The organism is Bradyrhizobium manausense, assembly GCF_001440035.1.
Lineage (GTDB): Bacteria > Pseudomonadota > Alphaproteobacteria > Rhizobiales > Xanthobacteraceae > Bradyrhizobium > Bradyrhizobium manausense.
Window position 1 is genome coordinate 17985 of the sequence record NZ_LJYG01000101.1, and the last position, 14050, is coordinate 32034.

At 63.8% G+C, this 14050-nt stretch carries 12 protein-coding genes; 6 read left to right on the top strand and 6 right to left on the bottom strand.

What is annotated here, in order from left to right; translation table 11 throughout:
* The first annotated feature begins 68 nt into the window (after nucleotides 1-68).
* Complete coding sequence (locus AOQ71_RS25130; protein WP_057752560.1) at nucleotides 69-1436, top strand: LLM class flavin-dependent oxidoreductase; 1368 nt, start codon at nucleotides 69-71, stop codon at nucleotides 1434-1436.
* Between the two features lie 15 nt (nucleotides 1437-1451).
* Nucleotides 1452-2237, top strand: a complete 786-nt coding sequence (locus tag AOQ71_RS25135) for a fumarylacetoacetate hydrolase family protein (protein ID WP_057752563.1) — start codon at nucleotides 1452-1454, stop codon at nucleotides 2235-2237.
* A gap of 107 nt (nucleotides 2238-2344) precedes the next feature.
* On the opposite strand, the gene AOQ71_RS25140 is transcribed toward AOQ71_RS25135, so the two are convergent.
* On the bottom strand, nucleotides 2345-2800 hold the full coding sequence (locus AOQ71_RS25140) for an Lrp/AsnC family transcriptional regulator (RefSeq protein WP_057752903.1): 456 nt from the start codon (nucleotides 2798-2800) through the stop codon (nucleotides 2345-2347).
* A gap of 150 nt (nucleotides 2801-2950) precedes the next feature.
* On the opposite strand from AOQ71_RS25140, the gene AOQ71_RS25145 reads away from it, so the two are divergent.
* Nucleotides 2951-6400: an indolepyruvate ferredoxin oxidoreductase family protein gene (locus tag AOQ71_RS25145; protein WP_057752566.1), complete on the top strand. Its 3450-nt coding sequence runs from the start codon at nucleotides 2951-2953 to the stop codon at nucleotides 6398-6400.
* 115 nt (nucleotides 6401-6515) lie between these two features.
* Here the strand turns inward: AOQ71_RS25145 and AOQ71_RS25150 are convergent, their stop codons facing one another.
* Nucleotides 6516-7427 carry a LysR family transcriptional regulator gene (locus AOQ71_RS25150; protein ID WP_057752569.1) on the bottom strand — a complete coding sequence of 304 codons (912 nt, stop codon included), beginning with the start codon at nucleotides 7425-7427 and terminating at the stop codon, nucleotides 6516-6518.
* A 196-nt stretch (nucleotides 7428-7623) separates the two neighbouring features.
* Between AOQ71_RS25150 and AOQ71_RS25155 the strand changes: the two genes are divergently transcribed.
* From AOQ71_RS25155 to AOQ71_RS25165, 3 genes are all read left to right on the top strand, one after another.
* A complete protein-coding gene (locus tag AOQ71_RS25155; RefSeq protein ID WP_057752572.1) occupies nucleotides 7624-8805 on the top strand; it encodes an HlyD family secretion protein in 1182 nt (393 codons plus the stop codon).
* 120 nt (nucleotides 8806-8925) lie between these two features.
* Nucleotides 8926-10545 carry an MDR family MFS transporter gene (locus AOQ71_RS25160; RefSeq protein ID WP_057752574.1) on the top strand — a complete coding sequence of 540 codons (1620 nt, stop codon included), beginning with the start codon at nucleotides 8926-8928 and terminating at the stop codon, nucleotides 10543-10545.
* A 23-nt stretch (nucleotides 10546-10568) separates the two neighbouring features.
* Entirely contained in the window at nucleotides 10569-11030 is a 462-nt protein-coding gene (locus tag AOQ71_RS25165) for a carboxymuconolactone decarboxylase family protein (RefSeq protein ID WP_057752577.1), read from the top strand.
* Nucleotides 11031-11168: 138 nt separating this feature from the next.
* Here the strand turns inward: AOQ71_RS25165 and AOQ71_RS25170 are convergent, their stop codons facing one another.
* From AOQ71_RS25170 to AOQ71_RS48445, 4 genes are all read right to left on the bottom strand, one after another.
* Complete coding sequence (locus AOQ71_RS25170) at nucleotides 11169-12029, bottom strand: D-amino-acid transaminase (RefSeq protein ID WP_057752580.1); 861 nt, start codon at nucleotides 12027-12029, stop codon at nucleotides 11169-11171.
* A 182-nt stretch (nucleotides 12030-12211) separates the two neighbouring features.
* Nucleotides 12212-12943 (bottom strand): amino acid ABC transporter ATP-binding protein, encoded by a 732-nt coding sequence (locus AOQ71_RS25175; protein WP_057752583.1) that lies wholly within the window; start codon nucleotides 12941-12943, stop codon nucleotides 12212-12214.
* Nucleotides 12944-12956: 13 nt separating this feature from the next.
* Nucleotides 12957-13649, bottom strand: a complete 693-nt coding sequence (locus tag AOQ71_RS25180; protein ID WP_057752587.1) for an amino acid ABC transporter permease — start codon at nucleotides 13647-13649, stop codon at nucleotides 12957-12959.
* 4 nt (nucleotides 13650-13653) lie between these two features.
* The coding region (locus AOQ71_RS48445) for an ABC transporter permease subunit (RefSeq protein WP_245317104.1) at nucleotides 13654-14050 on the bottom strand (397 nt) is incomplete at its 5' end.

Here is a 14050-nt window from a genome sequence, read left to right on the forward strand (position 1 = left end):
AGCCGCCGGCGCCTCCGAGGACTTCCACATCGCCCTCGATCTGTCCTGACACATCCGGAGACAGCAGCATGGACAGGCAGATGGTCCTGGTCGGCTTCCTTCAGGCGCAGAACTGCACGAACTTGCCGAGCTCGTGGCGGCATCCGGACTCGCGCAGCGACTTCATGTCGGCGGATTATTACCAGGAGATCGCGAAAATTCTCGAAGCCGGCAAATTCCACATGGCCTTCTTCGACGATCGTCTCGCCATGCCGGACCGCTACGGCAACGACCACGCCCATACCGTCGAATACGGCATCCGCTGCGTGAAGATGGATCCGATTGTCGTGCTGACCACGATGGGCATGGTGACCGACAAGCTCGGCCTAGGGGCAACCTGCTCGACCACCTATTACGAGCCGTTCGACGTCGCGCGCCGCTTTGCCACGCTCGATCTGATGTCGGGCGGGCGCGCGGGCTGGAACGTCGTGACCTCGCTCAACGACGGCGAGGCGCTCAATATGGGACGGGACTCCCATCCCGAACATGATTCCCGCTACGACAAGGCCGACGAATTCATGGAGGTCGTGCTCGGCCATTGGGACACATGGGGGGACGGCGCGCTCATCATGGACAAAAAGACCGGCCGCTTTGCCGATCCGACCAAGGTGAAGCGGCTCGATCACAAGGGCGCGGCCTTCAAGTCCCGCGGGCCGTTCACCGTGCCGCGCTCACAGCAGGGCCATCCTGTCATCATCCAGGCCGGCGCATCCGGCCGCGGCCAGCGCTTTGCCGGACGCTGGGGCGAAGTCATCTTCACCGCCGCGCGCAATCTCCAGGGCGCCAAGGACGGTTACGCCGCCGTGCGCAACGAGGCCGCCAAGGCCGGCCGCGATCCTGATCAGATGTTCCTCTGCAATCTGACCACCCCGGTCTGCGCTGCGACCAAGGCGGAGGCCGAAGACAAGATGGCGCTGATCAACAAGCTGCCGCTCGAGATCGACGCACTGTCGCTGCTATCAGAAGCGCTCAATTACGATTTTGCTTCCAAAGGTCTCGACGAACCGCTGACGACGGACGACCTCAGGAGCATGCAGGGCATTCTGGGCATCCGCGACGGCGTGCTGAAGGCTTCGGGCAAGAGCAATCCGAGCGCGCGCGACTTTGTCACCTTCTCCGGCCGCGGCCACGTGCATGACGCCATGGTCGGCGGCCCCAAGGAGATCGCGGACAGACTGGAAGAAATGTTCGTCGAGCGCGGCTGCGACGGCTTTGTCATCGCGGCGACGTACGTGCCCGGCTCCTATGCCGATTTCGTGCAGCATGTCGTGCCGGAGCTGCAGCGGCGCGGCCTGTTCCAGAAGGACTATCGCGGCAAAACGCTGCGGGAGAATCTCGGCTTGGCGCGCCCGGCCGCCGGTGCCTGGAAAGTGCAGCCGCACGATGCCGCGGAATAACAACAAGGACAGAACATGCGCTGGCTGAAATTCACCGCCTCCGGCAAGACCTCCTGGGGCGTGGTCGAAGGCGATCAAGTGATCGCGGTCGACGGCGATCCTCTCAGTGAATGGCAGCGCACGTCGCGCACGCATCCGCTGTCGCAAGTGAAGATCGAGCTGCCGCTGATCCCCCGCACCTTCTACTGCGTCGGGCTGAATTATCTGAAGCACCTCAAGGAAGCCGCCGACAAGGCCGGTATGGTGCCGGCCGTGCCTGATCGCCCCGAGATCGGCTACCGCGCCCAGAATGCGCTGATCGCGCATGACGAGGATGTCGTGATCCCGTCGCTTGCGACGGAGAAGATCCATTACGAGGGCGAGCTCGTGGTCGTCATCGGCAAGAAAGTGAAGCACCTCACCGAAGCGAACGCGATGGAGTGCGTGTTCGGCTACACCATCGGCAACGACGTCAGCGAACGTTCATGGCAGAAGGCCGATCGCAGCCTGTGGCGCTCGAAGAATGCCGACACGTTCAAGCCGATGGGTCCCTGGATCGAGACCGAGGCTGATCTTGCCAAGATGAAGACGATCGTGCGCGTCAATGGCAAGGAGACCAACCGCTTCGCGACGAACGACATGATCTTTGGCGTGGTGCCGTTCCTGGTCGAGTTGACGAAGTATTTCACGCTGTGGCCGGGTGATGTGATCTGGATGGGCACCGATGGTGCGTCACCTGACATCAAGCACGGCGATGTCGTGGAGATCGACATCACCGGTGTCGGGACGTTGCGGAACAGGTTTGTGCGGGAGCAACGGTAACCGGTGCCGTAGGGTGGGCAAAGGCGCTCTTGCGCCGTGCCCACCATCTTTCTCCGCCATGAAATAACGTGGGCACGCTTCGCTTTGCCCACCCTACGGCAGCTTCTTCAAAACGGCAGCGCGACGCTGGTCTTGATCTCCTTCAGCACCACATTGCTGCGGACGTAGCGAATGCCGGGGATGCGGAACATGAACTCGTCGAGAAAACGATTGTAGGCCGCCATGTCCTGCACGACGACGCGCAGGTGATAATCGGCATCACCGGTGGTCGCAAAACACTCCAGCACCTCGCGGCGCGTGGTGACGCGCGAGACGAACTCGTCGACGAATTTGGCGTCGTGCCGCTCCAGCGAAACATGGAGGATGGCCGACATCGCAAAGCCCGCCTGCTCGCGCGCGATGAGAGCGGCATAGCCGCGGATGATGCCGCTGTCCTCGAGTGCGCGCACCCGGCGCCAGCAGGCCGAGGTCGACATGCCGACCTCGTCGGCGAGCTGCTGGTTGGTGGCGCGACCGTCCTTCTGGAGGTGAGCGAGAATCCTGACGTCCTGGTCTTCAACCATCGAGAGCCTCAAATTGATAAAATATACCACATTTCGTCGGAATTAGCAAAAATCTGCCGATACAGTAGCTTAACTGGGAAAAATAGGTAAGACCTACCAGTCCCCCGGGCCTAACCTTCGCTATCGGCAGGACGCCGCGCGAGGTCCACCATGGACGCCATTCCGTCACTCGATGCCTACGAGCTCTCCGACCGCTACGATCGCGAGGAGGGCCGGGTCTTCCTCACGGGCACGCAGGCCATTGTCCGCATCGCACTCGATCAGGTGCGACGCGACCGGGCGGCGGGGCTCAACACCGCCGGCTTCATCTCCGGCTATCGCGGCTCGCCGCTCGGCGGCATCGATCTCGAGCTCTGGCGCATCCAGCAGCGGCTTGAGAAAGACCGCATCGAATTCCTCCCCGCGGTGAACGAGGACCTCGCGGCGACCGCGGTGCTCGGCTCGCAACAGGTGGAGACGCAAGGAGAGCGCGAGGTCGATGGCGTATTCGGGCTGTGGTACGGCAAGGGCCCCGGCGTCGACCGCTCTGGTGACGCGCTCAAGCACGGCAACGCCTACGGCTCCTCGCCACATGGCGGCGTGCTGGTCGTCGCCGGCGACGATCATGGCTGCGTGTCGTCCTCGATGCCGCACCAGTCCGACGTCGCCTTCATGAGCTGGTTCATGCCGACGCTGCACCCCGCAAGCGTCGACGAATATCTTGAATTCGGCGAATATGGCTATGCGCTGAGCCGCTTCTCCGGCATGTGGGTCGGCTTCAAGGCGATCTCGGAGATCGTGGAGTCAGGCGCCTCCGTCGCGCTGCGCCCGCCGCGCCTTTTTCGCACACCCGACTTCAGGCCGCCGCCTGATGGACTGCACTATCGCTGGCCCGATCTGCCGGGCCCGCAAATCGAGGAGCGGCTGGAGGCGAAGAAACACGCGGTGTACGCCTTCGCAAAAGCCAATCCGATCGATCGCCACATCTACGACATTCCAAACGCCACCTACGGCATCGTCACCACAGGCAAGGCGCATCTCGACCTGATGGAGGCGCTCCGGCTGATGGGCCTCGACGAGGCCGCCTGCCGCAGTATCGGCATCGATATCTACAAAGTCGGCATGGTCTGGCCGCTGGCGCTGCACGACGCCATGGATTTCGTGAAGGGCAAACGCGAGATCCTCGTGGTCGAGGAGAAGCGCGGCATCATCGAGAGTCAGTTCAAGGAATATTTTTACGACTATCCCGGCGCCAAGCCCGAGCGCATGGTCGGCAAGCATGACGAAAACGGCGCACGACTGATCTCCTGGATCGGCGAGCTGTCACCACGCGCACTGGCTGGCGTGCTCGCCCGCCGACTCGATCCGATGTTTCCAGGGCTCAATCTTGCCGCGCGTGCAGCCGCCCTGATGCCGGAAGCTGCGCGCACGATCAACGTCTTGGGCGCGACACGTACGCCGTATTTCTGCTCGGGCTGCCCGCACAACACCTCGACAAAAGTGCCCGAGGGCTCAAAGGCGCTGGCCGGCATCGGCTGCCATTTCATGGCGAGCTGGATGGACCGCGAGACCTCGTCGCTGATCCAGATGGGCGGCGAGGGCGTGAACTGGGCGGCCTCGTCGCGATTTACCGGCCACAAGCACGTGTTCCAGAATCTCGGCGAGGGCACCTATTACCACTCCGGCTCGATGGCGATCCGCCAGGCGATCGCTGCGAAAGCCAACATCACCTACAAGATCCTGTTCAACGACGCCGTCGCCATGACCGGCGGCCAGCCGGTCGACGGCCCCGTCAGCGTGCAGGCGATCGCGCACAGCGTCCGCGCCGAGGGTGTGACGCGCATCGCGCTGGTGTCGGACGATCCCGCACAATTCTCGCCGGCCGATCTCCCTGATGGCGTCACCATCCATCCGCGCGAGGAGATGGACGCGGTGCAGCGCGAGCTGCGCGAGGTCTCCGGCGTCTCGGTGCTGATCTACCAGCAGACCTGCGCCACCGAGAAACGGCGGCGGCGCAAGCGCGGGCAGATGGCCGATCCCAAGCGCTTTGCCTATATCAACGACCTCGTCTGCGAGGGCTGCGGCGACTGCTCGGTCGAGTCCAACTGCCTCAGCGTCGAGCCGAGAGAGACCCCGTTCGGCCGCAAGCGACAGATCAACCTGTCCGCCTGCAACAAGGACTTTTCCTGCCTTAACGGCTTCTGCCCGAGTTTTGTGACCGTCGAAGGCGCGACGCGGCGGAAGAAGAGCGCCAGCCGGATCGACGCGATCGGCCATGCAGCGACGCTCGCCCTTCCCGCCCCCGCAACGCTCAATCGGCCCTACGACCTGCTCGTGACCGGTGTCGGCGGCACCGGCGTGATCACGGTCGGCGCGCTGATCGGCATGGCCGCTCATCTCGAGCGTCGCGGCGTCTCGGTGCTGGACTTCACCGGCTTTGCCCAGAAATTCGGTCCCGTGCTGAGCTACATCCGCCTGGCCGCAAGCCCTGAGGCGCTGCATCAGGTCCGTATCGACCAGGGTGCAGCCGACGCGCTGATCGGCTGCGACCTTGTCGTCAGCTCCTCGCCCAAGGCCTCCGGCACCTATCGCCGCGGCACGCGCGCGGCGATCAATACTGCAGAGATGCCGACGGGCGACGTCGTCCGCCTCCGCGACGCCGATCTCGCCTCGCCTGCGCGCCTGCGCGCAATCCGGCAGGTCACCGGCAACGACAATGTCGACAGCATCGACGCCAATGCGCTCGCCGAGCGCCTGCTCGGCGATGCCGTTTACGCCAATATCATCATGCTGGGCTTTGCCTGGCAGCGCGGACTGGTGCCGGTCTCGCTATCGGCGCTGCTGCGCGCGATCGAACTCAATGGTGTCGCGATCGAGCGCAACAAGCAGGCCTTTGCGTGGGGCAGGATCGCTGCCGCCGATCCGGGCTTCCTGCCGCAGACGAATGAAGCGCCGAAGGCCGAGACGCTCGACCAGATCATCCTCAGACGCTCCGATTTCCTCACGGCCTACCAGGATGACGCCTACGCGGCGCGCTACCGGGCGCTGGTCGGAAAAGTCCGCGAGGCCGAAGCCGGGCTCAACAGCGAGGCGCTGACCGAAGCCGTCGCGCGCGCCCTGTTCAAGCTCATGGCCTACAAGGACGAATATGAGGTCGCGCGTCTGCACATGCAAAGCGGCTTCCTCGATGAGCTGAAGCGCGAATTCGAAGACGGCTTCAGCGTGCAGTATCACCTCGCGCCGCCATTTCTGCCGTCCGGTCACGACGCGCGCGGCCGCCCGCGCAAGCGCGCTTTCGGCCAGTGGATCCGGCTGCCGCTCGCGGTATTGGCGCGGCTCAAGGCGCTGCGCGGAACGCCGTTCGATCCGTTCGGCTATGCGGCCGAGCGGCGAACCGAGCGCGAGCTGATTGCCTGGTACGAAAGCATCATCGCGCAAATGCTCGGCAAGTTCGATGCTGCGCATCTGCCCGATCTCATCGCCATCGCCAAAGCGCCGATGGAGATCCGCGGTTATGGGCCGGTGAAAGACATCGCCATCGCGAAAGTGAAGCCCGAGGTCGAGCAGCTGCTTGCGCGTTTGGCCACATCTTCGCCGGCGAACATGCGCGCCATCGGTTGACGCTCTTGTAGGGTGGGCAAAGCGGAAGCGTGCCCACCACCTCCATCAATCGGAAGAGATCGTGGGCACGGCGCAAGGGCGCCTTTGCCCACCCTACGGCACCGACGTCTGCGTCTCACGAATACGGATTGATCAGCTTCTGCTGCTCGGCGCTGTGCTGTACCAGCATGTCGATGAAGGTGCGCACCTTCGCCGACAGGTGATGGCGATGCGGATAGACCGCGTTCATCGACATCTCGACCGGCCGGTATTCCGGCAATAGGCGCACCAGCCGCCCGGAATCGAGATCGTCGCGCACCAGAAATCCCGCGAGCAGGCCGATGCCGGCGCCCTCGATCACCGTCCGTCGCAGTGCCTCGCCGCTGTTGGTGACAAGGCTGCCCGAGATCCGCACGGAGGCCGGGGCGCCCTTACGATCAAAGAAACGCCATTCGTCGCCGAAGGGATAGTTGAGGTGACGGGCGCAATTGTGCTCGGTAAGCTCGGCGAGCTGCTGCACCCTGCCGTGCTTCTCGAGATAGTTGTGCGAGCAGCACAGCACGTGGCGCCAGGTAGCGAGGCTACGGACGATCAGGCTGGAATCCGGCGGCGGCGTCATGCGCAGCGCAACGTCGTAGCCCTCCTCGATCAGATCGACATTGGCTTCCCCCATGCGTAAGTCGACCTTCACCTCCGGATAGGTCGACAGCAGCTTTGCCACGACGCCCGCCACGAATGGCACCATATGGGTGGCGACGTGGATGCGCAGCGTGCCGCGCGGCACCGACTGCAATTCGCCGGCGATGTCGTCGGCCTGTTCGATGTCAGCAAGGATCTGGACGCAGCGGTCGTAATAGGCCTTGCCGATTTCAGTCAGGTTGACCTTGCGCGTGGTGCGGTGAAGCAGCCTCACCCCGAGCCGCTCTTCCAGCGCCTGGACGTGGTTGCTCACCATGGTGGTCGACATGTTGAGCTTGCGGGCTGCTGCGGAAAAACCGCCGGTCTCGGCCACCCGGCTGAACACTTCAATGCTGGTCAATCGGTCCATGGCACCACCTCGGCAGCAATCGCGCGACAGGAACGGCAATCGCTCTGGGGCAGTCGCAAGCCTCACCCGGTAGACATCAGGCACCAAGCCGGCGGCCCCGATTATCCACCTTGAATGGATAATCCTTCCAGAATTTTGCCAATTATCACTTGCCCCGGCAAGACCGATAGTCTCAGCGAGCCGACCGGAGAGCGCCATGTCTGAAATGCCCCGCACCGAGACCTTCCAGCAAGCTACTGAAATTACGCGTGACGACGCCAAGGCGCCGGCAACAATCGCGGCCCGCAAGATGGTTCGACGCGCGGCCCTGACGCTCGCGCTCATCGCCGGCGCTGCAACCATGGCCTATTACGGGCACGACTACTGGACCACCGGCCGCTACCTTGAAACGACCGACGACGCCTATGTGAAGGCGGATTCCACCATCATTGCCCCGAAGGTCTCCGGCTATATCGCGAAGGTGCTGGTCGGCGACAACGAGAAGGTCAGGTCCGGCCAGGTGCTGGCCCGGATCGACGACCGCGACTTCAAGGCGGCGCTCGGCCAGGCCCGCGCCGATGTCGCGGCAGCCGAAGCCTCCGTAAGCAACCTCGACGCCCAGCTCGAGCTGCAACAGCCTGTGATCGCGCAGAGCACCGCCGACGTCACGGCCGCCGATGCCAATCTGAAGTTTGCGCAGGAAGAGCGGGCCCGCTACGACGAGCTGATGAAGTCTGGCTCCGGCACGATCCAGCGCGCGCAGCAGACCGATGCGGCGCTCCGCGCCAGCAACGCGCAATTGCAGCACGCCGAGTCGGGCCTCGTTGCCGCACGACGCAAGGTCGACGTGCTGACCACCCAACGTGCACAGGCCATTGCGCAGCTCGATCGCGCTCGCGCGGTGGCCGATCAGGCCGAACTGAACCTGTCCTACACCGAGATCACCGCGCCTGTTGACGGCACCGTCGGCGCCCGCAGCCTGCGGGTCGGCCAGTACGTGCAGGCCGGCACGCAGCTGATGGCGGTGGTTCCGCTCGATGCGGTCTACGTCGTCGCGAATTTCAAGGAGACCCAGCTCACGCATGTTCGCGCGGGCCAGCCGGTCGAGCTGCAGGTCGACAGTTTTCGCAATCGCACGCTGCATGGCCATGTCGACAGCCTTTCGCCGGCCAGCGGGCTTGAATTCGCTCTGCTGCCTCCCGACAATGCGACTGGCAATTTCACCAAGATCGTGCAGCGCGTGCCGGTGAAGATCGTGCTCGACGATCACAGCCTCACGGGCCTGCTGCGCCCCGGCATGTCGGCGGTGCCGACGGTCGATACCAAAGCAACGGTCGTGGCCGAGCGCGAGACGGCCAAGCGCGTCGCCGACAACGCGCCGCGGCCAAACGGAGGTTGATGTCGCCGAGGATCGCGGCGGGATCGTCAAGTCCTGCCTGATGATCCTTCCCGGACTTCCCTTGTTATCGAAACGTCCCGACCAACGCATCCTGTCTCCCGTATCAGAGACGAGGCTTCCATGAGCACGCTTCAACCGACACTCGATGCCGCATCGGCCGCCAACCTCCCGGCCCCACAAGCAGCCGCCGCAACGCCTGTCGTCTCCGCGAGAACCTGGATCGCCGTGGTCGGCGCCACGCTCGGCGCCTTCATGGCGGTGCTGAACATCCAGATCGTCAACGCTTCGCTGGCCGACATCCAGGGCGCGATCGGCGCCGGCATCGACGACGGCGGCTGGATCTCGACCTCCTACCTGATCGCCGAGATCGTGGTGATCCCGCTGTCCGGCTGGCTCGCGCAAGTGTTCTCGATCCGCATCTATCTGCTGACCAACGCGATCCTGTTCTTGGGCCTGTCGGCAGCCTGCGCGCTGGCGCAGGACCTGCCACAGATGATCGTGCTGCGCGCCGTGCAAGGGTTTAGCGGCGGCGTGCTGATCCCGATGGCCTTCACGCTGATCATCACACTCTTGCCGCGTGCCAAGCAGCCGGTGGGGCTTGCACTGTTCGCGCTGTCGGCGACGTTCGCGCCGGCGATCGGCCCGACGATCGGCGGCTATCTCACCGAGAACTTTGGCTGGCAGTACATCTTCTACGTCAACCTCGTGCCCGGCGCGATCATGGTCGGCATGCTCTGGTATGCGCTCGAGCCCAAGTCGATGAAGCTGTCACTGCTGCGCGACGGCGACTGGGCCGGCATCATCACGATGGCGATCGGCCTCTCCGCGCTTCAGACCGTGCTGGAAGAAGGCAACAAGGACGATTGGTTCGGCTCACCCTTCATCGTCAAGCTCAGCGTGATCGCGGCCGTGGCGCTGACCGTGTTCCTGATCATCGAGCTGACCGTGAAGAAGCCGCTGTTGAACCTGCGCCTGCTGGCCCGCCGCAATTTCGGCTTCGGCATGCTCGCCAATTTCCTGCTCGGCGTCGCGTTGTACGGCTCGGTCTTCATCCTGCCGCAATATCTGGCGCACATCCAGGGCTACAATGCCGAGCAGATCGGCACGGTGCTGGCCTGGACCGGATTGCCGCAGCTGGTGCTGATCCCGCTGGTGCCGCGCCTGATGCAGAAGTTCGACGCGCGGATCATCATCGCCATCGGCTTCGTGCTGTTCGCCGGCTCGAACTTCATGAACATCTTCATGACCAACGACTACGCCGCCGATCAGCTGCTCTGGCCCAACGTCGTCCGCGCCATCGGCCAGGCGCTGGTCATGGCGCCGCTCTCGGCGGTCGCAACATCGGGCATCGAAGCCGAGAACGCGGGATCGGCCTCAGGCTTGTTCAACATGATGCGCAACCTCGGCGGCGCCGTCGGCATCGCGCTCCTGCAGACCGTGCTGACCAAGCGCGAACAGTATCATTCCGACGTGCTGATGCAGTCGGTCTCGGTGTTCGAGCAGGCCACCCGCACGCGGCTGGAACAGCTCACGCAGTATTTCATCAGTCACGGCGTGCTCGACCGTGCGGATGCGTCGCATCGCGCCTATGTTGCGATCGGCCATGTCGTACAGAAGCAGGCTTACATCCTCGCCTTCAGCGACACGTTCTATCTGCTCGGCATGGCGCTGATCGTGGCCCTGATCGCGGTTCTCTTCCTGAAGAAGCCCGGCCATGTCTCGGCCGGGGAAGCCCACTGACCCCAAGCCAAAGGAGAACGACCATGAAGCCCCGCATGAATTTCTACCAGGCCGCCCCCGATACGATGAAGGCGCTGATGGCGCTGGAAGAGCAGATCCAGTCGACCGGACTCGAGAAGTCGCTGATCGAGCTGGTCAAGATTCGCGCCTCGCAGATCAACGGCTGTGCCTTCTGCATCAACATGCACACCGAGGACGCCCGCAAGCGCGGCGAGACCGAGCAACGCATCTATCTGCTCAACGCCTGGCGCGAGTCTCCGCTCTATACCGACCGCGAGCGCGCCGCGCTGGCCTGGACCGAATCTGTGACGCTGATCTCCGAGACGCATGCGCCCGACGATGTCTATGAGCAGGTCCGTGCGCATTTCTCCGATGCGGAGACGGTGAACCTGACCATGCTGATCGGCGCCATCAACGCCTGGAACAGGCTGGCGATCGCGTTCCGCGCGGTACATCCGGTGAAGGTGAAGGCGTCGGTGGCGTAAGCTCACCACAACGACGGTCTCGTAGGGTGGGCAAAGGCGCACTTGCGTCTTGCCCACCATCTCTCCGTGCATTCAAGAAGACGTGGGCACGCTTCGCTTTGCCCACCCTACGATAGCTACGGCAGCGGTGCGTGTCGCCTAAACCGCCGTCGCCTTGGCGAACTCCACATAGATCTCGCGCAGGCGCGTCGCCATCGGGCCGGGCTTGCCGTCGCCGATCGTCTTGCCGTCGACGGCGATCACCGGCTGCACGAATGCCGAGGCCGAGGTGATGAACGCCTCCTTGGCGGCGAGCGCCTCGGCGACCGTGAAGGAACGCTCTTCGACGCGAAGCTGACGCTCCTGCGCAAGCGCGATCACCGCCTTGCGGGTGCAACCCGGCAGGATCGCGTTCGAATTCTGTCGGGTGACGATGACGTCGTCCCTGGTCAGGATGAACGCCGTGGACGAGCCGCCTTCGGTGACGTAACCGTCTTGCAGCATCCAGGCTTCACCGGCGCCGGCTTCTGCCGCGACCTGCTTCGCCAGCACCTGCGCCAGCAGCGCCACGCTCTTGATGTCGCGGCGCTCCCAGCGGATGTCGGGGACCGTGATGACGTTGATGCCGGTCTTTGCGACCGGGGCGTTGATGATGTCCTTTTCCGAGGTGAACATCACCAGGCTCGACTTGACGTCGGCCTTGGGGAACGGGAAGTCGCGACTCTTGTCGGCGCCGCGGGTGACCTGGAGATAGACGAGGCCGTTTTCGAGCTTGTTGCGGGCGATCAGCTCTTTCTGGATCTCGGTGATGCGATCGAGCGTCTCCGGCAGCCTGAGCTTGATCTCGCCGACCGACCGCTGCAGCCGCGCCAGATGCGAGGCGTTGTCGACCAGCTTGCCGTCCAGCACGGCCGAGACCTCGTAGATGCCGTCGGCGAACAGGAAGCCGCGATCGAGCACCGAGATTTTCGCGTCTGCGAGCGGGACGAATGAGCCGTTGACGTAGGCGATCGGGTCCAAGGCGGGTCTCCTGGCGGGAAGGGGGATTTGGGGCGCTTATACGCGAAACGGGGGCACCAAGCACCCTCGTTTCGTCATTCCGGGGCGGCGCGTAGCGACGAGCCCGGAAGCCATCTCACGCCATGGACTGCCGCCCGATGGATCCCGGGTTCGCACGATGCGCGCCCCGGGATGACGACCGCTTAATGCGACAGAATCTTCGACAAGAACTTCTGTGCGCGGTCGCTTCTCGGCTTGCCGAAGAAATCGTCCTTCGGGGCGTCCTCGACGATCTCGCCGCGGTCCATGAAGATGACGCGGTTGGCGACCTTGCGGGCAAAGCCCATTTCGTGGGTTACGACCATCATGGTCATGCCTTCGCGGGCGAGATCGACCATGACGTCGAGCACCTCGCTGACCATTTCCGGATCGAGCGCCGAGGTCGGCTCGTCGAACAGCATCACGATCGGGTCCATCGCGAGCGCGCGAGCAATGGCAACGCGCTGCTGCTGGCCGCCGGAGAGCTGTGCCGGAAATTTCTGCGCCTGCTCCTTCAGGCCAACGCGCTCCAAGAGCTGCATGCCCTTGGTGACCGAATTGTCGTGGGCCCGGCCGAGCACCTTCTCCTGCGCAAGGCAGAGATTGTCGATGATCTTCAGATGCGGGAACAGCTCGAAATGCTGAAACACCATGCCGACGCGCGAACGCAGCTTCGGCAGATTGGTCTTGGGATCGTTGACCTTGGTGCCATCGACACTGATGTCGCCGCTCTGGAACGGCTCCAGCGCGTTGACGCATTTGATCAGGGTCGACTTGCCCGAGCCCGAGGGGCCGCAGACCACCACGACCTCACCCTTGGTGACGCTGGTGGTGCAGTCGGTCAGCACCTGGAAGGTCGGGCTGTACCATTTGTTGACGTGGCTGATTTCGATCATGACCGGCTTTACTCTAGCGGATGATGGCGATGCGCGCCTGGAGGCGGCGGACGCCGAAGGACGCGATACAGGAAATGGTGAAATAGACGATTGCGGCAAACAGATACATCTCGACCAGACGGCCGTCGCGCTGCGCGACCTTGCTGGCGGCGCCGAGGAAGTCGGTGATCGACAGTACGTAGACCAGCGAGGTGTCCTGGAACAGCACGATGGTCTGCGTGATCAGCACCGGCAGCATGTTGCGGAACGCCTGCGGCAGCACGACGTAGCGCATGGTCTGCGCGTAGGTCAGGCCGAGCGCGCTGGCCGCGGCCGGCTGCCCGCGCGAGATCGACTGGATGCCGGCGCGCATGATCTCGGAGAAATAGGCCGCCTCGAACATGATGAAGGTGATCAGCGAGGAGGCGAACGCGCCGACGCTGATGGGGCGCGACGCTCCGGTCAGCCACTGGCCGATATAGGGCACCAGAAAATAGAACCAGAAGATCACCAGCACCAGCGGCAGCGAGCGCATGAAGTCGACGTAGACGCCGGCGATGCGGCCGAGCACCTTGTAGCCGGACAGCCGCATCAAGGCGATCGCCGTGCCGAAGACGAGTCCGCCGAATGCTGCGAGGCCCGTCAGCATCAGCGTGAACGTCATGCCCTCGTAGAACAGGTAGGGCAACGCGCGGATGATGACGCCGAAATCGAAATTGCTGAACATGGCGCTATTTCCCCGTGATGTAGCCGGGGATCGCGACCCAGCGCTCGAGGAAGCGCATCGCGGTCACGACGACGGCGTTGACGAGGAGATAGAGGATGGTCGCGGCCGTGAAGGCCTCGAACACCTGGAACGAGAATTCCTGCATCGAGCGCGCCTGCCCGGTCAGCTCGATCAGGCCGATGGTGATGGCAACCGCGGTGTTCTTGATGGTGTTGAGAAACTCGGAGGTCAGCGGCGGCAGGATGATCCGGAACGCCATCGGCAGCAGGATGTAGCGATAACCCTGCATGGTGGTCAGCCCGAGCGCGGTGGCGGCCATCTTCTGCCCGCGCGGCAGCGAGGAGATGCCGGCCTGCAATTGGATTGCGACACGAGCCGACATGAAGAAGCCGATACCGATC

Bases quoted from the DNA above. Each gene is read 5' to 3' on its own strand.
- AOQ71_RS25175 (WP_057752583.1), bottom strand. From the start codon at position 12,943: ATGATCGAAATCAGCCACGTCAACAAATGGTACAGCCCGACCTTCCAG.
- AOQ71_RS25160 (WP_057752574.1), top strand. From the start codon at position 8,926: ATGAGCACGCTTCAACCGACACTCGATGCCGCATCGGCCGCCAACCTC.
- AOQ71_RS25130 (WP_057752560.1), top strand. From the start codon at position 69: ATGGACAGGCAGATGGTCCTGGTCGGCTTCCTTCAGGCGCAGAACTGC.
- AOQ71_RS25180 (WP_057752587.1), bottom strand. From the start codon at position 13,649: ATGTTCAGCAATTTCGATTTCGGCGTCATCATCCGCGCGTTGCCCTAC.
- AOQ71_RS25150 (WP_057752569.1), bottom strand. From the start codon at position 7,427: ATGGACCGATTGACCAGCATTGAAGTGTTCAGCCGGGTGGCCGAGACC.
- AOQ71_RS25145 (WP_057752566.1), top strand. From the start codon at position 2,951: ATGGACGCCATTCCGTCACTCGATGCCTACGAGCTCTCCGACCGCTAC.
- AOQ71_RS25135 (WP_057752563.1), top strand. From the start codon at position 1,452: ATGCGCTGGCTGAAATTCACCGCCTCCGGCAAGACCTCCTGGGGCGTG.
- AOQ71_RS25155 (WP_057752572.1), top strand. From the start codon at position 7,624: ATGTCTGAAATGCCCCGCACCGAGACCTTCCAGCAAGCTACTGAAATT.
- AOQ71_RS25165 (WP_057752577.1), top strand. From the start codon at position 10,569: ATGAAGCCCCGCATGAATTTCTACCAGGCCGCCCCCGATACGATGAAG.
- AOQ71_RS25140 (WP_057752903.1), bottom strand. From the start codon at position 2,800: ATGGTTGAAGACCAGGACGTCAGGATTCTCGCTCACCTCCAGAAGGAC.